Annotated in this window: 21 protein-coding genes; 7 read left to right on the forward strand and 14 right to left on the reverse strand. The window is 57.7% G+C overall.

The window, feature by feature from the left end:
- Nucleotides 1-41: 41 nt before the first annotated feature.
- From ABLX76_RS22590 to yfbV, 4 genes are all read right to left on the reverse strand, one after another.
- Nucleotides 42-1,874 (reverse strand): SLC13 family permease, encoded by a 1,833-nt coding sequence (locus ABLX76_RS22590; RefSeq protein WP_044524269.1) that lies wholly within the window; start codon nucleotides 1,872-1,874, stop codon nucleotides 42-44.
- Between the two features lie 76 nt (nucleotides 1,875-1,950).
- Nucleotides 1,951-2,610 carry a sugar phosphatase gene (locus ABLX76_RS22595; RefSeq protein ID WP_023290514.1) on the reverse strand — a complete coding sequence of 220 codons (660 nt, stop codon included), beginning with the start codon at nucleotides 2,608-2,610 and terminating at the stop codon, nucleotides 1,951-1,953.
- An 11-nt stretch (nucleotides 2,611-2,621) separates the two neighbouring features.
- Nucleotides 2,622-3,116, reverse strand: a complete 495-nt coding sequence (locus ABLX76_RS22600; protein ID WP_023290515.1) for a YfbU family protein — start codon at nucleotides 3,114-3,116, stop codon at nucleotides 2,622-2,624.
- An 87-nt stretch (nucleotides 3,117-3,203) separates the two neighbouring features.
- The gene (gene yfbV, locus ABLX76_RS22605; protein WP_002913194.1) at nucleotides 3,204-3,659 is read right to left on the reverse strand and encodes a terminus macrodomain insulation protein YfbV; all 456 of its coding nucleotides are present in this window, start codon (nucleotides 3,657-3,659) and stop codon (nucleotides 3,204-3,206) included.
- 338 nt (nucleotides 3,660-3,997) lie between these two features.
- On the opposite strand from yfbV, the gene ackA reads away from it, so the two are divergent.
- Both ackA and pta read left to right on the forward strand, forming a co-directional pair.
- On the forward strand, nucleotides 3,998-5,200 hold the full coding sequence (gene ackA, locus ABLX76_RS22610; protein WP_048297933.1) for an acetate kinase: 1,203 nt from the start codon (nucleotides 3,998-4,000) through the stop codon (nucleotides 5,198-5,200).
- A 199-nt stretch (nucleotides 5,201-5,399) separates the two neighbouring features.
- A complete protein-coding gene (gene pta, locus ABLX76_RS22615) occupies nucleotides 5,400-7,547 on the forward strand; it encodes a phosphate acetyltransferase (protein WP_032453599.1) in 2,148 nt (715 codons plus the stop codon).
- A gap of 90 nt (nucleotides 7,548-7,637) precedes the next feature.
- Here pta and yfcD read toward each other — a convergent pair whose 3' ends face one another.
- From yfcD to yfcF, 3 genes are read right to left on the reverse strand one after another with little or no spacing between them, the layout of a single operon-like run.
- Nucleotides 7,638-8,189 carry an NUDIX hydrolase YfcD gene (yfcD, locus tag ABLX76_RS22620; RefSeq protein ID WP_002913197.1) on the reverse strand — a complete coding sequence of 184 codons (552 nt, stop codon included), beginning with the start codon at nucleotides 8,187-8,189 and terminating at the stop codon, nucleotides 7,638-7,640.
- 57 nt (nucleotides 8,190-8,246) lie between these two features.
- Nucleotides 8,247-8,798: a phosphodiesterase gene (gene yfcE, locus ABLX76_RS22625; protein ID WP_023290517.1), complete on the reverse strand. Its 552-nt coding sequence runs from the start codon at nucleotides 8,796-8,798 to the stop codon at nucleotides 8,247-8,249.
- A 56-nt stretch (nucleotides 8,799-8,854) separates the two neighbouring features.
- Nucleotides 8,855-9,499, reverse strand: a complete 645-nt coding sequence (yfcF, locus tag ABLX76_RS22630) for a glutathione transferase (protein WP_048336248.1) — start codon at nucleotides 9,497-9,499, stop codon at nucleotides 8,855-8,857.
- 180 nt (nucleotides 9,500-9,679) lie between these two features.
- On the opposite strand from yfcF, the gene yfcG reads away from it, so the two are divergent.
- From yfcG to ABLX76_RS22645, 3 genes are all read left to right on the forward strand, one after another.
- A complete protein-coding gene (gene yfcG, locus ABLX76_RS22635; RefSeq protein ID WP_023290519.1) occupies nucleotides 9,680-10,309 on the forward strand; it encodes a GSH-dependent disulfide bond oxidoreductase in 630 nt (209 codons plus the stop codon).
- 65 nt (nucleotides 10,310-10,374) lie between these two features.
- Nucleotides 10,375-10,737: a dihydroneopterin triphosphate 2'-epimerase gene (gene folX / locus ABLX76_RS22640; protein WP_002913200.1), complete on the forward strand. Its 363-nt coding sequence runs from the start codon at nucleotides 10,375-10,377 to the stop codon at nucleotides 10,735-10,737.
- Nucleotides 10,738-10,755: 18 nt separating this feature from the next.
- Nucleotides 10,756-11,649: a TIGR01777 family oxidoreductase gene (locus ABLX76_RS22645; protein WP_087777297.1), complete on the forward strand. Its 894-nt coding sequence runs from the start codon at nucleotides 10,756-10,758 to the stop codon at nucleotides 11,647-11,649.
- Here ABLX76_RS22645 and ABLX76_RS22650 read toward each other — a convergent pair.
- Nucleotides 11,629-11,736, reverse strand: a complete 108-nt coding sequence (locus ABLX76_RS22650) for a hypothetical protein (protein ID WP_032453602.1) — start codon at nucleotides 11,734-11,736, stop codon at nucleotides 11,629-11,631. The genes ABLX76_RS22645 and ABLX76_RS22650 overlap by 21 nt on opposite strands.
- Before the next feature lie 128 nt (nucleotides 11,737-11,864).
- On the opposite strand from ABLX76_RS22650, the gene ABLX76_RS22655 reads away from it, so the two are divergent.
- On the forward strand, nucleotides 11,865-12,392 hold the full coding sequence (locus ABLX76_RS22655) for a GNAT family N-acetyltransferase (protein ID WP_065804893.1): 528 nt from the start codon (nucleotides 11,865-11,867) through the stop codon (nucleotides 12,390-12,392).
- Nucleotides 12,393-12,397: 5 nt separating this feature from the next.
- On the opposite strand, the gene hisP is transcribed toward ABLX76_RS22655, so the two are convergent.
- From hisP to argT, 5 genes are all read right to left on the reverse strand, one after another.
- Entirely contained in the window at nucleotides 12,398-13,171 is a 774-nt protein-coding gene (gene hisP / locus ABLX76_RS22660; protein ID WP_002913206.1) for a histidine ABC transporter ATP-binding protein HisP, read from the reverse strand.
- 7 nt (nucleotides 13,172-13,178) lie between these two features.
- Nucleotides 13,179-13,895, reverse strand: a complete 717-nt coding sequence (gene hisM, locus ABLX76_RS22665) for a histidine ABC transporter permease HisM (RefSeq protein ID WP_002913207.1) — start codon at nucleotides 13,893-13,895, stop codon at nucleotides 13,179-13,181.
- Nucleotides 13,892-14,578, reverse strand: coding sequence for a histidine ABC transporter permease HisQ (locus ABLX76_RS22670; RefSeq protein ID WP_023290521.1), 687 nt, complete (start codon nucleotides 14,576-14,578; stop codon nucleotides 13,892-13,894). Before ABLX76_RS22670 ends, hisM begins: the two co-directional genes overlap by 4 nt.
- 66 nt (nucleotides 14,579-14,644) lie before the next feature.
- Complete coding sequence (gene hisJ, locus ABLX76_RS22675; RefSeq protein WP_002913209.1) at nucleotides 14,645-15,427, reverse strand: histidine ABC transporter substrate-binding protein HisJ; 783 nt, start codon at nucleotides 15,425-15,427, stop codon at nucleotides 14,645-14,647.
- Between the two features lie 267 nt (nucleotides 15,428-15,694).
- Nucleotides 15,695-16,477 (reverse strand): lysine/arginine/ornithine ABC transporter substrate-binding protein ArgT, encoded by a 783-nt coding sequence (gene argT, locus ABLX76_RS22680; RefSeq protein WP_004180753.1) that lies wholly within the window; start codon nucleotides 16,475-16,477, stop codon nucleotides 15,695-15,697.
- A 40-nt stretch (nucleotides 16,478-16,517) separates the two neighbouring features.
- Here argT and ABLX76_RS22685 point away from each other — a divergent pair, with 40 nt between their 5' ends.
- Nucleotides 16,518-16,679: a hypothetical protein gene (locus tag ABLX76_RS22685; protein ID WP_032424512.1), complete on the forward strand. Its 162-nt coding sequence runs from the start codon at nucleotides 16,518-16,520 to the stop codon at nucleotides 16,677-16,679.
- Between the two features lie 65 nt (nucleotides 16,680-16,744).
- Here the strand turns inward: ABLX76_RS22685 and ABLX76_RS22690 are convergent, their stop codons facing one another.
- Nucleotides 16,745-17,329 carry a UbiX family flavin prenyltransferase gene (locus ABLX76_RS22690; RefSeq protein WP_080901560.1) on the reverse strand — a complete coding sequence of 195 codons (585 nt, stop codon included), beginning with the start codon at nucleotides 17,327-17,329 and terminating at the stop codon, nucleotides 16,745-16,747.
- Nucleotides 17,330-17,388 lie beyond the last annotated feature (59 nt).

The raw sequence follows: 17,388 nt of genomic DNA on the forward strand, positions 1-17,388 counted from the left end.
TCAGGCCGGGCAGCGGTCGCCCCCTACCCGGCCTGCATACCTTAAAACGGGAAGAGCACCGGGATCAGCAGGACGCAGACCACCATTACCAGCACGGTAAAGGGCACGCCAATCTTTACAAAGTCGCTGAAGGAATACTTACCCGGGCCAAGCACCAGGGTGTTGACCGGCGAGGAGACCGGGGTCATAAACGCCGCCGAAGCCGCCATCGCCACCACCATGGCAAAGGGATAGGGCGACACGCCCATCGACTTCGCCGCCGCTAAGGCAATAGGCGCCATCAGCACTGCGGTGGCCGTGTTAGAGATAAACAGGCCTATCGCCGCGCACATCACAAACAGGCAGCCGAGCATCAGATAAGGCCCCTCGCCTCCGGCAACGTCCATCAGTCCCTTGACCACCAGATCCACCCCACCGGTTTTCTGTAAGGCCAGGGCAAACGGCATCATCCCGACAATCAGAATAATGCTCGGCCAGTGGATCGCCTTGTAGGCGCTTTCGGCGTTGATGCAGCGGAATTTGCCCATCAGCAGACAGGCGATGATCGCGGCGATGGGGTTGGGGATTTCATCCGTCAGCATCAGGGCCACCATCAGCACCAGACAGAAAATCGCGTGCGGAGCCTGGCTGTGGGCCGGCGAAGCGTCATCGACCTCAACCGGCATATTGAGCACCACGAAATCCCGACCGCGCTTCGCCAGCAGGGCAATTTGCCGCCAGTTGCCGACCACCAGCAGGATATCGCCGAGCTGCAGCGGCTCATCGACCACGGAACCATCCATCGCTTTGCCATCGCGCTTCATGCCGACGATATTGAGACCAAACCGGGTGCGGAAGGCTATCTCACGCACCGTTTTGCCTATCATCTCTGAATCCGGGATCAGCGCCACCTCCGCCATCCCCACATCCAGCGCCTGATCGGCAAAATACTCGCCGCGCAGCACCATCGGCTCGAGCATTTGCTCGCCGCAGAACTGGCGCAGGTCGACATCGGAGGCGGACATATCGATCAGCAGGACGTCGCGGGCGCGAAATTCAGATACCCCGTTGACGTTAACAATCACCCGACGGAACCGCCGCCAGCGCTCAACGCCGATAACGTTGGCACAGTAGCGCTCACGCAGCTTTAAATCATCCAGCCGCTGACCGATCATCGGCGAACCGGGTCGGATCGCCAGTCGGCGGGCGCGGCCGGTGAGGTGATATTCGCGAATCAAATCGCGGAAGGTGCTTCTTTTTCGTCCATCGCGCGCGGATTCGCCATTATCCGTCTTCAGCATAAAGCGCACCGCCAGCATATAGACGATGCCCAGGATCAGCACCACCAGGCCAATCGGCGTGACGCTGAAAAAACTGAAGCCGTGCAGCCCTTCGCGCAGCAGTTCGCTGTTGACCACCAGGTTGGGCGGCGTCGCCACCAGGGTCATCATCCCGCTGATAAGCCCGGCGAAGCTCAGCGGCATCATCAGCCGCGAGGGGGAGGTATTCATCCGCGCCGAGACGCTAAGGACCACCGGAATGAAAATGGCGACCACGCCGGTGGAGCTCATAAACGCGCCCAGCCCGGCGACGGTGAGCATCAGGTAGATCAGCATTTTGGTTTCGCTGTTGCCTGCTACGCTCACCAGCCAGGCGCCCATCTTGGTGGCTACCCCGGTACGCACGAGGCCGTCGCCGATAATAAACAGGGCGGCAATCAGGATCACGTTAGGATCGCTGAACCCGGAAAAAGCTTCGGTCAGCGTCAGCGTGCCGCTGAGGACAAAGGCGACAATGACCATCAGGGCGATAGCATCCATGCGCACCTTGCCGGTAGCAAACAGCACAACCGCGATGGCCAGGAGGGATAAAACCCAAATCAATTCACCGTTCACAACGTTTCCTTGTCACAAGTGGGAGTCGACATAGTGGCATAAAAAAGCCCCGACGACGCGGGGCGAAATCATGGGTTTACGCTTTAAGACGCACATTCACCACGCCGTCGGCCTGGCGTTCAACCAGCAGATCTTCCAGGCTGCTCAGCACGAGGTCGGCTTCATCCAGACGGGGGGCATCGGCAGGCACCTTGACCGCGATGGTGCGACAGCCTGCCGTCAGCCCGGAGAGCAGCCCCGCCGGCGCATCTTCCACCACCGCGCACTCCCCGGCAGGCAGCCCCAACCGCTCGGCGCCCAGCAGATAGGCGTCCGGCGCCGGCTTGCCGTGCTTCACTTGCTCTGCGGTGACAAACACCTCCGGCATCGGCAGGCCCGCCGCGCGGTGACGCGCGTGCGCAACCGGAATCGAGCCGGAGGTGACAATCGCCCACGGGATCCCAGCCTCATTGAGCGAATTCAGCAGGGCTAACGCCCCCGGCAGGGCAACGATGCCTTCGATATCAGTGGCTTCCATCTGCTCGAGATAACGGAATTCGGCCTGGATATCCTCCTCGCTGCGACCCGGCATAAAATGGCGAATGGAGGTAATGGCCTGTTTGCCGTGAATAAAACTGAGAATTTCATCATGGTCGATGGCGAAACGATCCCCCCACTTGCACCATGAACGCTCCACCACCGGTAAGGAATCCACCAGCGTCCCGTCTAAATCGAACAGGAAACCTTTACACTGCACGGGCACCTCCCTCAGGCATTGATGATTTGGTTAATTTCGTTACTGCTCAGATGATACTGGCGCGGGCAGGCGTGCCAGACGCTCAGCATCCGCTGATATTTCTCCCACATCGGGGTCTGCGAGTTAAAGCCATGGGTGCCGGCGTCAAAGTGGCTGTAACGGCCTTCAACATTGACCATAAAGCGCACGTAGCCGAGAAAACGCGCTTCGGTGGCGGCATCAAAGCCGAGGAAGGTGACCCGACGCTCGTCGATACCCTCCGCGTCTTTCAGGTTGGTCCAGGAGACGTGTAGCGCGTGGTACATCTCCATGATGTCGATAACGGTACGGCAGGTTTCTTCCGTCAACTGGCCGAACTCGCGGTCCAGTTCACGCATCTGCAGCCCATACCCACGCTCAATGATGGTTTGCAGACGACGATAGCGCTCCGCATTGTCCGGGTCGAGCATCGTCATCATTTTGTACTGATTGGATAAAATCAGACGCTGCGCATTGGTCATTTCCATGTTGTGACTCCTGTAGCACGGTAGGGCGTGAAATAAAGAAGGCGCATAAATCATGCGCCTTCTTTTATATGCGTTTTCCGTAGTGAATTACAAATCATCAAGGAAAGTTTTATCGAGTTGTTTGAAGGCGCGCTTAAGCGTGTCAGCCAGCGCCTGATAATCGGGCTTGCCTTCGACAGGCGCCAGCGCCTGCCCCGCCTCCTGCAGTTTGCCGCGTACTTCGTAGAACCAGTTAAGAATGGAAGGCGGCAGCGGCGTCACTGAACGTTTACCCAACCACCATAACCCCTGCATCGGCAGGCTCAATGCAAACAGCGCGGTGGCCACGGCGGGACCCAACTGGCCGCCCAGCGCTATCTGCCAGCAGAGGGTGAAAATGGCGATCGGCGGCATGATGCGGATGGCGTAGCGGGTGGCACGAATGATACGGTTTTCAATAAATACCGGCGCGAGGCGCTTGTCGAGAGGCCAGGTCTTGGCGTAGTGCTGCCCGCGGTTGAACAAGCTAAAGAAGCTAACGGGGCGTTTCTCAGGGGTCGACATGGCTTTACCTCAACTTTACATATAAAACTTAAAAAATTCGTGCAAAACACCAACTATGCATGACATCGTTCAAAAGATTTTGGCAAAGGATGCCGCAATCAGGTATCCTGTGCCCGCCTGAAAGGGCGGATAGACTCTTTTGCCAGGCTAGTCAAATTATCGCATATTCTGCCATTGGCTGAAAATTATGCAAAATGGCATAAAATCAAATGTACTTATCTCATCGTGCCTGAAAACAGAACAAGGCATGATGTTAATCATAAATGTCGAGGTCATCCTGCGCTACGCTAATGACACACTGACGTTTTTTTAGCCACGTATCATAAAAAGGTACTTCCATGTCGAGTAAGTTAGTACTGGTTCTGAACTGCGGTAGCTCCTCTCTGAAATTTGCTATCCTTGACGCCGTGAACGGCGACGAATACCTGTCCGGTTTAGCGGAATGCTTCCACCTGCCGGAAGCCCGTATCAAATGGAAAATTGACGGCGGCAAACATGAAGCCGAATTAGGCGCGGGCGCCGCGCACAGCGAAGCACTGAACTTTATCGTTAACACTATTCTGGCACAAAAACCAGAACTGTCTGCTCAGCTGACCGCAATCGGCCACCGTATCGTCCACGGCGGCGAAAAATACACCAGCTCCGTAGTCATCGACGAGTCCGTGATTCAGGGCATTAAAGACGCCGCGTCCTTCGCCCCGCTGCACAACCCGGCACACCTGATCGGCATTGCTGAAGCGCTGAAATCCTTCCCGCACCTGAAAGACAAAAACGTGGCAGTATTCGATACGGCGTTCCACCAGACCATGCCGGAAGAATCCTATCTCTACGCCCTGCCGTACAGCCTGTACAAAGAGCACGGCGTTCGTCGTTACGGCGCGCACGGCACCAGCCACTTCTACGTGACTCAGGAAGCCGCTAAGTTCCTGAACAAGCCGGTTGAAGAGCTGAACATCATCACCTGCCACCTCGGCAACGGTGGTTCAGTTTCCGCTATTCGTAACGGCAAATGCGTTGACACCTCCATGGGTCTGACCCCGCTGGAAGGCCTGGTGATGGGTACCCGCTCCGGCGATATCGATCCGGCCATCATCTTCCATCTGCACGACACCCTGGGCATGAGCGTTGACGCCATCAACAAAATGCTGACCAAAGAGTCCGGCCTGCTGGGCCTGACCGAAGTCACCAGCGACTGCCGCTACGTGGAAGACAACTACCAGGAAAAAGCCGACGCTAAACGCGCGATGGACGTCTACTGCCACCGCCTGGCGAAATACATCGGCTCCTACACTGCGCTGATGGACGGCCGTCTCGACGCCGTGATCTTCACCGGTGGCATCGGTGAAAACGCCGCGATGGTGCGTGAGCTGTCGCTGGGCAAACTGGGCGTACTGGGCTTTGAAGTTGACCATGAGCGTAACCTGGCTGCCCGCTTTGGCAAGTCTGGCTTCATCAACAAAGAAGGCACCCGTCCTGCCGTGGTTATCCCGACCAACGAAGAGCTGGTCATCGCGCAAGACGCCAGCCGTCTGACCGCATAATTCCACACCGCCAGCCCTGACCCGCAATACTTCGAGCTGCAGGAAGGCGGCGACACAGCAGATCCCCGGCGCGTACAGCGCGTACGCGACCGGGGTGAGCAAGTAGAGCCAACGCACGTGCAACGTGGAGTATGACGGGTCGCTGGTGGTGCTGTTTTGTATCCCGCCTGATACTGGCGGTAACGAAAGAGGATATACCGTGTCCCGTACTATCATGTTAATTCCTACCGGTACCAGCGTAGGCCTGACCAGCGTCAGCCTCGGTGTGATCCGCGCTATGGAACGCAAAGGCGTTCGTCTGAGCGTCTTTAAACCTATCGCCCAGCCGCGCTCCGGCGGCGATGCCCCGGACCAGACCACCACCATCGTTCGCGCCAGCTCCTCCACCACCACCGCTGCTGAACCGCTGAAGATGAACCACGTTGAGTCTCTGCTCTCCAGCAATCAGAAAGATGTGCTGATGGAAGAGATCATCGCCAACTACCACGCGAACACTCAGGACGCGGAAGTGGTACTGGTGGAAGGCCTGGTGCCGACCCGTAAGCATCAGTTCGCCCAGGCGCTGAACTTTGAAATCGCCAAAACCCTGAACGCGGAAATCGTCTTCGTGATGTCGCAGGGCACCGATACGCCAGAACAGCTGAACGAGCGTATTGAACTGACCCGCAACAGCTTTGGCGGCGCGAAAAACACCAGCATCACCGGCGTTATCATCAACAAACTGAATGCGCCGGTCGACGAGCAGGGCCGTACCCGTCCTGACCTGTCAGAAATCTTCGACGACTCATCCAAAGCGAAAGTCGTGAAGATCGACCCGGCTCAGCTGCAAAACGGCAGCGCGCTGCCGGTGCTGGGCGCCGTACCGTGGAGCTTCGATCTGATCGCCACCCGAGCGATCGACATGGCCCATCACCTGAATGCGACCATCATCAACGAAGGCGACATCAACACCCGCCGCGTCAAATCCGTGACCTTCTGCGCGCGCAGCATCCCGCACATGCTGGAGCACTTCCGCGCGGGCTCGCTGCTGGTTACCTCCGCAGATCGTCCTGACGTGCTGGTTGCCGCCTGCCTGGCAGCGATGAACGGCGTGGAAATCGGCGCCATCCTGCTGACCGGCGGCTATGAAATGGACGCGCGCATCAGCAAGCTGTGCGAACGCGCCTTCGCCACCGGCCTGCCGGTATTCATGGTCAACACCAACACCTGGCAGACCTCCCTGAGCCTGCAGAGCTTCAACCTCGAAGTACCGGTTGACGATCACGAGCGCATTGAGAAAGTTCAGGAATACGTCGCCAACTACATCAACGCCGACTGGATCGAATCGCTGACCGCGACCTCCGAGCGCAGCCGCCGTCTCTCCCCGCCAGCCTTCCGCTACCAGCTGACCGAGCTGGCGCGCAAAGCCGGCAAACGCGTGGTTCTGCCGGAAGGCGACGAGCCGCGTACCGTGAAAGCCGCCGCTATCTGCGCCGAACGCGGGATCGCCACCTGTGTGCTGCTGGGTAACCCGGATGAGATCAACCGCGTTGCGGCAGCGCAGGGCGTTGAGCTGGGCGCCGGTATCGAAATCGTCGACCCGGAAGTGGTACGCGAAAGCTACGTGGCTCGCCTGGTCGAACTGCGTAAGAGCAAGGGCATGACCGAAGCGGTCGCCCGCGAGCAGCTGGAAGATAACGTGGTTCTCGGCACCCTGATGCTGGAACAAGACGAAGTCGACGGCCTGGTGTCCGGCGCGGTACACACCACCGCCAACACCATTCGTCCGCCGCTGCAGCTGATCAAAACCGCACCGGGCAGCTCGCTGGTCTCTTCGGTGTTCTTCATGCTGCTGCCGGAACAGGTTTACGTTTACGGCGACTGCGCGATCAACCCGGATCCGACCGCAGAGCAGCTGGCGGAAATCGCGATTCAGTCCGCTGACTCCGCGATTGCCTTCGGCATCGAACCGCGCGTGGCGATGCTCTCCTACTCCACCGGTACTTCCGGCGCGGGTAGCGATGTAGAAAAAGTCCGCGAAGCGACCCGCCTGGCGCAGGAAAAACGTCCTGACCTGATGATCGACGGTCCGCTGCAGTATGACGCCGCGGTGATGGCTGACGTCGCGAAATCCAAAGCGCCGAACTCGCCGGTAGCTGGCCGCGCGACCGTGTTCATCTTCCCGGATCTGAACACCGGTAACACCACTTATAAAGCGGTACAGCGCTCTGCCGACCTGATCTCCATCGGGCCGATGCTGCAGGGTATGCGCAAGCCGGTCAACGATCTGTCTCGTGGCGCGCTGGTAGACGATATCGTCTACACCATCGCACTGACCGCGATCCAGTCAGCTCAGCAGCAGAAGTAATCGCTCGCTGAGAGAAAAGCAAAAGGCAGCCAGATGGCTGCCTTTTTTTGTCAGGAGGCGAACAGCGTTTGCTGCCACGCGTTCGCGCGATTATTCGCGCTCGCTCTCTTCCGCGTCATCATACTCGTTACCGGCGTTGCGGGTCATCCACAGCGCCAGCGCTTTCAGGGAGTCGGGCGTGAACTCATCGCAGCGGGCGGTGATCTCTTCCGGCGTTAACCAGCACACCTCGCTTACCTCTTCTTCCTGCAGGGCAAACGGCCCGTGGGAAACGCAGCTGAACAGGCTTCCCCAGACGCGGCAGAATTTATCTTCGTAGTAGAACTGGCCGTGATCGGCGAACGGCACCCCGGCGATGCCTAACTCCTCTTCCGCCTCGCGGCGGGCCGACTCCAGCAATTGCTCATCAGCCTGCACGACGCCGCCGGCGGTGGCATCCAGCATGCCCGGATGAAAGTCTTTTGTCTCGGTGCGTCGCTGCACCAGAATTTTCCCCATTCCGTCGTGAACGACGATATAGGTCGCCCGGTGGCGCAGGCACTGCGCGCGCATCTGCTCGCGGCTGGACTGTGCTATCACCTCATTGTTTTCATTAACAATATCGACCCATTCTGTGCTTGCCAAATGATTCTGTTCCGCCATCAGGAAACCTTACTTTAAAAGCGCTCTTGCGGCGCGTCTTTATGATTGAGGGCTAAATTACGGGTAAATTGCGACCTCTGCAATAACCTGATTATCATTGAGTGCTAAAACCTGCAGACGCCCCTCATCCAGTAGCCCATAGCTGGCGGAATATCCCCCTTTCGGGATACTCACTGAGCCAGGATTAAACAGAGAGATCGCCCCGCGTTTTTCAGCAACCGGAATATGAGTATGGCCATACGCCAGGACATCGCCAGCGGCAAGTGGCGGCAAATTGTCCGGGCTATACAGATGACCGTGGGTCAGAAACAGGCGATAGCCTTCGCCAAGCACCTGCTGCCAGGGTGCGGTCATGGGAAAACGAAGCAGCATTTGATCCACTTCGCTGTCGCAGTTACCGCGGACGGCAATGATGCGCTCCGCCACGCTGTTCAGCCGCTCGGCCACCTCCGCCGGCGCATAGCCTTCCGGCAACGCGTTGCGCGGTCCGTGATTAAGCACATCGCCGAGGATGATCAGCCACCTGGCGCCACTTTGCGCGAACCGTTCAAGCACGCGTTCCGTGGCGGGCAGCGAACCATGAATATCGGAGGCAAACATCAGCTTCATAGGTTCCATCTCCACTGGTTACGATGCCTCTATGATAGCGGAAGCGCAGCGGGTTATCAGCCTCCGCGTTTGGCGGAAAGCGCCACGTAACGCTGGATTGAGGCCCGCTGCCACTGGAACGCCGCATAATCCGCCAGCGCCTCCGGCACCTCATCGCCATTGAGAACCAGACGATTGAGCATCAGCGCCAGGTCGGCGTCGGCAATAGACCATTCGCCGAATAAATTTTGCCCGCCGTGGGCCAGCAGTGTGGTCGCGGTGGCAAACAGTTTTTCCGCCGACCGCTTGCCTGCCTCGCTGAGCGCCGGCATTTTCACTCCACCAAACACCACGGCGGTGGATCGCTCTTCACGAATGGGCACCAGATCGCTGCGCAGCCAGGCCTGGATCTGCCGGGCGCGGGCCCGCTTTTGCAGATCGTGTGGATAAAGGCGCTCCCACTCAGGCGGCGCGAAACGCTCATCCAGATATTCGGTAATCGCCGAAGACTCGCTTAACGCGAAATCGTCAACCTCCAGCAGCGGTACGCGACGGGTGGCTGTATAGCCCGTCCAGCCGGCCTGCAGATGTTCGCCGCGGTTCAGGTCGATGGTTTTAAGGCTAAAAGGCAGGCTCTTTTCCTGCAGCGCGACATAGACAGACATCACGTACGGTGAGAAAAAATCGGCATCGGACCACAGGGTAATCACAGGCTGGCTCATAGCTTCCTCAGGGTTGGTAGACAGGGCAATAAACCAACATAGCCTGTCTTACAGGCGATGTCACTGCTCGCCCGCTGCGTGGCTGGCGACAGACCGACGCGCCGCTCGCGGATTTTCTCCCGGGTCGCGCAGCTTCATCTATACTCGATCAGTTTGCGACCCACGACGGCGGGAAATATTATGATCGATCTCTACTATGCGCCCACCCCAAACGGCCACAAAATCACCCTCTTTCTCGAAGAGGCGCAGCTGGCCTATCGGCTAATTCGGGTCGATATCGGTAAAGGGGAGCAGTTTCATCCGCAGTTTCTGGCGATTTCGCCGAATAACAAAATTCCGGCTATCGTCGACCACATGCCTGCCGACGGCGGCGCGCCGTTGAGCGTCTTCGAGTCCGGCGCCATTCTGCTCTATCTGGCGGAAAAAAGCGGCAAGCTGCTGAGCGGCGAGCTGCGGGCGCGCTATACCACCCTGCAGTGGCTGTTCTGGCAGGTCGGCGGCCTGGGACCGATGCTGGGGCAAAATCAGCATTTTTCCCACTCAGCGCCGCAAACCGTGCCCTACGCGATTGAGCGTTTTCAGGTGGAAACCCAGCGACTCTACGGGGTACTGAATCACCGCCTGGGATCCAGCCCGTGGCTGGGCGGGGACCACTACAGCATCGCCGACATCGCCGCCTGGCCCTGGGTGAACTGCCATGTCCGCCAGCGGATCGATCTGGCGAACTATCCGGCGGTGCATAACTGGTATGAGCGCATTAAGCAGCGGCCGGCGACGGTGGAAGCGATGCTAAAAATTCAGTCTTATTAACCCCCTGCTCGCCCGTCGCGCTTTGTTGTATGATTGCAGGACTTACACCACGGAGGAAGCCTGCAATGTCTCAACCAGACGCCATTATTCGTATTAAGAACCTGCGCCTGCGTACTTTTATTGGTATTAAAGAGGAAGAGATCGCCAACCGCCAGGACGTGGTGGTGAATGTGGCCATTCACTACCCTGCCGATAAAGCGCGCGACAGCGAGGACATTAATGATGCGTTGAACTACCGCACCATTACCAAACGCATCATCAGCCATCTTGAGAATGGTCGTTTTTCGCTGCTGGAAAAATTAACTCAGGATGTGCTGAATATCGCATGCGAACATCACTGGGTCACATATGCTGAAGTGGAGATCGATAAACTTCACGCGCTGCGCTATGCCGACTCGGTATCCATGACCATGAGCTGGCGGCGCTAACCATGTCAGGGAGGTGGTATGAAGATCCTGCTTACTGGTGGTACCGGCCTGATTGGCCGACATCTGATACCCAGATTGCTGGAGCTCGGGCATAGCGTCACGGTCTCCACCCGACATCCGGATACCGCCCGCGCCCATCTCGATCCGCGCGTCACGCTGTGGCGCGATTTCGAGGGCCATCACCACCTCAATGACATCGATGCCGTCATCAATCTGGCGGGCGAGCCCATCGCCGATAAACGCTGGACCGCCGAACAGAAACAGCGCTTATGCCATAGTCGCTGGGATCTCACTCAGCGGTTGGTGGGCCTGATCCACGCCAGCGACACCCCTCCCTCCGTGCTGATCAGCGGGTCAGCCACCGGCTATTACGGCGACCTCGGCGAAGTGGTGGTGACCGAAGAAGAGCCGCCGCACAATGAGTTTACCCATAAGCTCTGCGCCCGCTGGGAGCAAATTGCCTGCGAAGCGCAAAGCAATCGCACTCGCGTTTGTCTGCTTCGCACCGGCGTGGTACTGGCGCCGCGGGGCGGTATTCTCGGCAAAATGACCCCGGCCTTTAAGCTCGGCCTCGGCGGGCCTATCGGCAGCGGCAGACAGTACCTGGCCTGGATCCATATCGACGATATGGTTAACGGCATTCTGTGGCTGCTGGAGAACGATCTGCGCGGCCCGTTCAATATGGTTTCGCCCTATCCCGTGCATAACGAGCAGTTCGCCCACGCGCTGGGTCATGCGCTCAATCGACCGGCGATTTTCCGCGTCCCCGCCGCCGCCATCCGCCTGCTGATGGGCGAATCCGCCGTCCTGGTGCTCGGCGGTCAGCGTGCGCTGCCTAAGCGGCTGGAAGCCGCCGGCTTCGCCTTCCGCTGGTACGATCTCGACGAAGCGCTAAAGGATGTGCTGAGTTAATGGCTGACACGGGGGAGCATTGGCTCCCCTGATTCCATTCTGCTGGCTAATGCCCCACGCCTGGATGGTCTCAGCCTGGCGCTGCAGCGTCGCCCTATCCCGGACAACCCGCGCCCTGAAGCGCCTGAGTTCATCGCCAGCGGGCCGGTTCGCCGGTGTTACCAGGCGGAGTAAAGTGCTAAGGTAGGCCTTTCCTTCTTTGTATTGACTGCTTTATGACGACCATCACCACGCCTCGCCTTTCGCTTACCCGCTTTGTTACCGATGACTGGCCCTTTTTTCTGCGCCTGCGCCAGGATCCGCAGGTGATGCGTTTTATGGGCGAAATGTTAAGCGAGGAGGCGTTGCGCAGCGTGTTCGCCAGTCGCTGCGCCGATCCCGGCGTGTATGTTCTGCGTAATCAGCGCGGCGATGCGCTGGGCGATATTGGGCTTCGCATCAGCCCTAAAAATCCGCACGAGGCCGACGTCGGCTATGCGCTGCTGCCCGAGGCTCAGGGAAAAGGGTATGCCAGCGAAGCGCTGCGGGCGATCTGCGATTATGGTTTCAGCACGCTGGGGGTGCGGGCTATCAATGCCTGGGTTTTGGCAGAGAATCGTGGCTCATCGCGCCTGCTGGAGAAGCAGGGCTTTGTACGCACGCAGGTGCTGGAGAAAGCCTATCATCTGAACGGCGTCGATTACGATGACTGGATCTACCGGCTGGAGCGTGGATCCCACCCGGCGCCCGCGGACGCCGGGTGAGCCGTTTATTTCAGCGAACCTTTCAGAAACTGCTGCAGGCGCGGGCTTTTCGGCGCGCCGAACAGCGCGTCCGGATGCCCTTCTTCTTCAATTTTTCCCTGATGCAGGAAAATGACATGCGAAGAGACGTGGCGGGCAAAGCCCATTTCGTGGGTCACCACCACCATGGTTTTCCCCTCTTCCGCCAGCTGCTGCATAATGCGTAACACTTCGCCCACCAGCTCCGGATCCAGCGCGGAGGTCGGCTCATCAAACAGCAGCACCTCCGGCTCCATCGCCAGCGCGCGGGCAATAGAGACACGCTGCTGCTGGCCGCCGGAAAGATGCACCGGGTATTTCGCCTGCTGACGTTCATCTATCCCGACCTTGGCCAGGTATTTTACCGCCCGTTCGCGCGCTTCCTGTTTGCTTAAGCCCAGCACCTGAATCGGCGCCTCCATGACGTTCTCCAGCACCGTCATATGGCTCCACAGATTGAAATGCTGAAACACCATGGTCAACCGGGTGCGCAGCAGGCGCAGCTGGTTCTTGTCGGCTACCTTCAGCTGGCCGTCTTTATCCCGTACCAGGCCAATATTCTGGCCGCTGACGACGATCGTGCCTTCGCTCGGTTTTTCAAGGAAGTTAATACAACGCAAAAAGGTACTTTTCCCGGAACCCGATGAACCGATGATACTGATAACGTCCCCGGCTTTCGCCTGCAGCGAGACGCCCTTCAGCACCTCGTGTTCCCCATAGCGTTTATGCAGATCGATAACGTTTAATTTATTGTCGGACATGGCGTTCTCAATGCGTTGAAGAAGGTTTGATATGCTGCAACCAGCGCTTTTCCGCTTTGCGGAACAAGCTAATCAGCACATACGAGATAATTAAATAGAGCACCGCGGCGATGCCGAAGGCGGTGAACGGTTGATAGGTGGCCGAGTTGATATCGCGGGCGATTTTCAGCAGATCCGGCACCGTGGCGGTAAACGCCAGCGCCGTTGAGTGCAGCATCAGGATCACTTCGTTACTGTAGGCCGGCAGCGCAATCCGCAGCGCGGAAGGCAGGATGATGCAGCGGTACAGTTTGACCGAAGAGAAGCCGTAGGCCCGCGCCGCTTCAATTTCGCCCGCCGGTACCGAGCGGATCGCGCCAGCGAAAATTTCGGTGGTATAGGCGCAGGTGTTCAGGGTCAGCGCCAGCACCGTACAGTTTAACCCGCTGCGGAAAAAGGCGTTCAGCAGTTCAGTGCCTTTGACGATTTCCAGGGTGTACATGCCGGAGTAAAAGACCAATAGCTGCACGTACAGCGGCGTGCCGCGAAATATGTAAGTAAACAGCCAGATGGGAAACTGGATGAACTTATTGCTTGAAACGCGGCCGATTGCCAGAAAGACCGCCAGGATGCCTCCCATGACCACCGAAGAGATCAGCAACCATAAGGTAATCGCCACGCCGGTAAAGCGATACCCGTCGGTCCACAGCAGTGATTTCCAGTACTCCTGAATAATTTCAATCACAGGTCAGCCCTCTTCACGCCAACGGTATAGCGGCGTTCGAGCAGCAGCAGTACGCCATTAGACAGGGTGGTAAACACCAGATAAATCAGGCCGCAGACGATGGCGAAGTAGAAAGGCTGCCAGGTGCTTTTGCCCGCCAGCTGCGTGGCTTTGACCACATCCTCCAGCCCCAGCAGCGAGACCAGCGCCGTCGCCTTGAGGATAACCTGCCAGTTGTTGCCGATCCCCGGCAGCGCGTAGCGCATCATCGCCGGGAACAGGATGCGCCGGAACGTCTGCCCGCCGCTGAAGCCAAAGGCGGTGGCCGCTTCGATATGCCCCTTCGGCACCGCCAGGTAGGCGCCGCGGAAGGTTTCCGTAAAATAGGCGCCATAGATAAAGCCAAGGGTAATTATCCCGGCGATCATCGGGTCAATATCAAACTGCGACATGCCCAACGCGTCGGTGACGCTGTTGAGCGCAATCTGCAGGCCGTAGAAAATCAACAGCATCAGCACCAGGTCGGGGACGCCGCGGATCAGTGTGGTATAGCCTTCAAACACCAGCGCCAGAGGACGGTTGCTCGATAGCTTTGCGCCCGCGCCCGCCAGCCCGATCAGGACGGCGAGAACGACCGAGCTGAGCGCAAGCTCCAGGGTGACGAGCGCACCCTGCAAAATAACCTGTGAAAACCCATACAGCATGCTGCCTACCCTGTCTGTCATCCACCACTGCGCGTGAATCGGACGCGCAGTGGTGAGGCGTGAGAATTATTCGCCGTATACGTTAAAATCGAAATATTTTTTCGCCAGCTTGTCGTAGGTGCCGTCCTTACGCATCTCTGCAAACGCCTTATTCAGCGCTTCACGCAGTTCGTTGTCTTCCTTACGCAGCCCCATACCGGTGCCGACGCCGAACAGCTTTTCGTCTTTAATCGACGGACCGCCAAACTGGTAATCTTTACCGATAGGCTGTTTCAGGAACCCTTCGCTGGCCGCGACCTCATCCTGGAAAGCGGCATCAATACGGCCGGCGGTCAGGTCGGAATAGATATTGTCCTGTCCCTGATAAGAGACAATCTCGATACCTTTCGGCGCCCAGTGCTCATTACCATAAGTTTCCTGCGTCGTGCCCTGCAGCACGCCCACGCGCTTCCCCTTCAGGGTGGCGAGGTCCGGCGTCACGGGGCTGCCCTTTTTCACCACCAGACGCGAATCAGCCGCATACAGTTTGTCGGTGAAAGCGATTTCCTGTTGACGCTTTTCGGTAATCGACAGCGAAGACATAATCGCGTCGATTTTCTTCGCTTTTAAAGAGGGGATCAGCGCATCCAGCGGGTTTTCCACAAAGGTACATTGGGTATTAATACGCTTACACAGCTCTTTTGCCAGATCGATATCAAAACCCACCAATTCCCCCTGCGCATTCTTCGATTCGAAGGGAGCATAAGTCGGATCGGTACCGATACGAATTTTTTGCGGAATAGCGGCAAAGACCGTGGAAACGCTGGAAAGGGCCAGCGCTAAAGAGAGAGACAACGCCAGTTTTTTCATAACTATCCTCGACAGACTGTCATTCTAACGGGTTTATTAGAACTATTAACACCAGTTATCGTGCCATTATTCGCCCCTTGAGGGCAAAGATTTATGCACCAGAAAGGCCATTTTTTTGCATCACAAACGCTTAACTATGCATTTTTTAGCCACAAAAGCGGCCGCCTTTGCACTAAAATGATCCACAGCGTCTGGCGATGCACCTTTTCAGGGCTTTTACACGAGCATGGCGGCAGGCCCACCCGATAGCGCGGGCCTGCGGCAGTCTTAGTCGCCGTAGACGTTAAAATCGAAGTATTTCTTCGCCATTTTGTCGTAGGTGCCGTCTTTGCGCATCTCGCCCAGCGCTTTATCAAACGCGGCTTTCAGCTCGGCGTCGTCCTTACGCAGGCCGATACCGGTGCCGTCGCCAAAATACTTTTTGTCTTTAACCGACGGGCCGGCGAAGGCGAAATCTTTCCCGGCGGGCTGTTTGAGGAAGCCTTCGCTGGCGGCGACTTCATCCTGCAGCGCCGCATCCAGACGACCTGCGGAGAGGTCGGAATAGATCAGGTCCTGGTTTTGATAGGCCACCACGTCAACGCCCTGGCTGCGCCAGCGATCGTTAGCATAGGCTTCCTGCGTGGATCCCTGCAGCACGCCGACGTGTTTACCTTTCAGCGCCTCCAGCGTCGGCTGGATCGGCGAGCCTTTGGCCGCGATCAGACGGGAGTCGGCGGCATAAAGCTTGTCAGAGAAGGCGATCTCTTGCTGGCGCTTCTCGGTGATGGAGAGCGAGGAGATGATGGCGTCAATTTTCTTCGCCTTGAGGGAGGGGATCAGGGAGTCAAAATCACTGCCGACCCAGGTACATTTCACCTTAATACGGGAGCACAGTTCATTGCCTAAATCGATATCAAAGCCAACAAAGTCCCCTTTCGCGTCTTTCGACGAAAACGGCGCATAGGTCGCGTCAGTGCCAATGCGAATGCTCTGCGGCAGAGCAGCGAACACGCTGGCCGTGCTGCTCATTCCCACGAGTAAAGAGAGAGCCAGAATCGTCTTCTTCATACAGTACCCTTAAGTGTCGTGATGTGGTGCGTTGCTTGTTATGGTGATTGCCGAGCAATCCTGCAGTTTTTGTGCCATCTTCCCGGTGCGTGCCGGGAACAGGGTTAAATTTGTTAAAATAAAGTTGCAGGATTGTCTTAAAAGGGAAGATACCAGCATTACTGGCGAAACCGCAGCGCCTGAGCGCAAAAAGACGAAATAAATGTCGAGGATTTGATCGGGGCGACAAATTTGCACCACCGCAGCGCAAGCGTACATTTCACGCACCTATTTGGTGCAATCCTGTGCCCCTTGCCAGCGAGTAAACAACTCTTGTTCCAGGCTAATGTCGAACTGATCGAGCACCCGGTTGACGGTCTGGTTGATAACATCATCCAGGCTTTGCGGCCGATGGTAGAAGGCTGGCACCGGCGGCATAATCACCGCCCCCAGCTCCGCGGCCTGCACCAGCAGGCGCAGATGGCCAAGATGGAACGGGGTCTCCCGCACGCAGAGCACAAGCGGACGACGCTCCTTCAGCACCACATCCGCCGCCCGCGTCAGCAGACCATCCGTGTAGCTATGGACAATACCCGAGAGCGTTTTCATTGAGCAGGGTAAAATCACCATCCCGGCGGTTTTAAACGAGCCGGAGGAGATGCTGGCGGCGATGTCGCGGGCATCATGCACCACATCAGCCAGCGCCTGCACTTCACGCACGGTAAAGTCGGTCTCCATCGCCAGCGTCTGGCGCGCCGCCTGGCTGAGGATCAAATGGGTTTCTATATCCGGCACATCCCGAAGCACCTGCAGCATCCGCACGCCATAGATGGCGCCGCTGGCGCCGGAAATGCCAATAATCAGTCGTTTCACGTTCAGTTACCCCTTGCGCGTCGTGCCGCAGACTTTGCCGGATTATAGCCGTTGGCGCA

It is taken from the genome of Klebsiella sp. JB_Kp004 (genome assembly GCF_040065795.1).
GTDB classification, from domain to species: Bacteria; Pseudomonadota; Gammaproteobacteria; order Enterobacterales; family Enterobacteriaceae; genus Klebsiella; species Klebsiella quasipneumoniae.

What these genes read in the sequence shown, in the direction of transcription:
- yfcE (WP_023290517.1), bottom strand. Translation starts at nt 8,798, where the DNA reads ATGAAGCTGATGTTTGCCTCCGATATTCATGGTTCGCTGCCCGCCACG.
- ABLX76_RS22645 (WP_087777297.1), top strand. Translation starts at nt 10,756, where the DNA reads ATGAAGATCCTGCTTACTGGTGGTACCGGCCTGATTGGCCGACATCTG.
- ABLX76_RS22600 (WP_023290515.1), bottom strand. Translation starts at nt 3,116, where the DNA reads ATGGAAATGACCAATGCGCAGCGTCTGATTTTATCCAATCAGTACAAA.
- hisJ (WP_002913209.1), bottom strand. Translation starts at nt 15,427, where the DNA reads ATGAAAAAACTGGCGTTGTCTCTCTCTTTAGCGCTGGCCCTTTCCAGC.
- ackA (WP_048297933.1), top strand. Translation starts at nt 3,998, where the DNA reads ATGTCGAGTAAGTTAGTACTGGTTCTGAACTGCGGTAGCTCCTCTCTG.
- yfcD (WP_002913197.1), bottom strand. Translation starts at nt 8,189, where the DNA reads ATGGCGGAACAGAATCATTTGGCAAGCACAGAATGGGTCGATATTGTT.
- yfcG (WP_023290519.1), top strand. Translation starts at nt 9,680, where the DNA reads ATGATCGATCTCTACTATGCGCCCACCCCAAACGGCCACAAAATCACC.
- ABLX76_RS22685 (WP_032424512.1), top strand. Translation starts at nt 16,518, where the DNA reads ATGGTGATTGCCGAGCAATCCTGCAGTTTTTGTGCCATCTTCCCGGTG.
- ABLX76_RS22655 (WP_065804893.1), top strand. Translation starts at nt 11,865, where the DNA reads ATGACGACCATCACCACGCCTCGCCTTTCGCTTACCCGCTTTGTTACC.
- argT (WP_004180753.1), bottom strand. Translation starts at nt 16,477, where the DNA reads ATGAAGAAGACGATTCTGGCTCTCTCTTTACTCGTGGGAATGAGCAGC.
- yfbV (WP_002913194.1), bottom strand. Translation starts at nt 3,659, where the DNA reads ATGTCGACCCCTGAGAAACGCCCCGTTAGCTTCTTTAGCTTGTTCAAC.
- folX (WP_002913200.1), top strand. Translation starts at nt 10,375, where the DNA reads ATGTCTCAACCAGACGCCATTATTCGTATTAAGAACCTGCGCCTGCGT.
- ABLX76_RS22670 (WP_023290521.1), bottom strand. Translation starts at nt 14,578, where the DNA reads ATGCTGTATGGGTTTTCACAGGTTATTTTGCAGGGTGCGCTCGTCACC.
- hisP (WP_002913206.1), bottom strand. Translation starts at nt 13,171, where the DNA reads ATGTCCGACAATAAATTAAACGTTATCGATCTGCATAAACGCTATGGG.
- yfcF (WP_048336248.1), bottom strand. Translation starts at nt 9,499, where the DNA reads ATGAGCCAGCCTGTGATTACCCTGTGGTCCGATGCCGATTTTTTCTCA.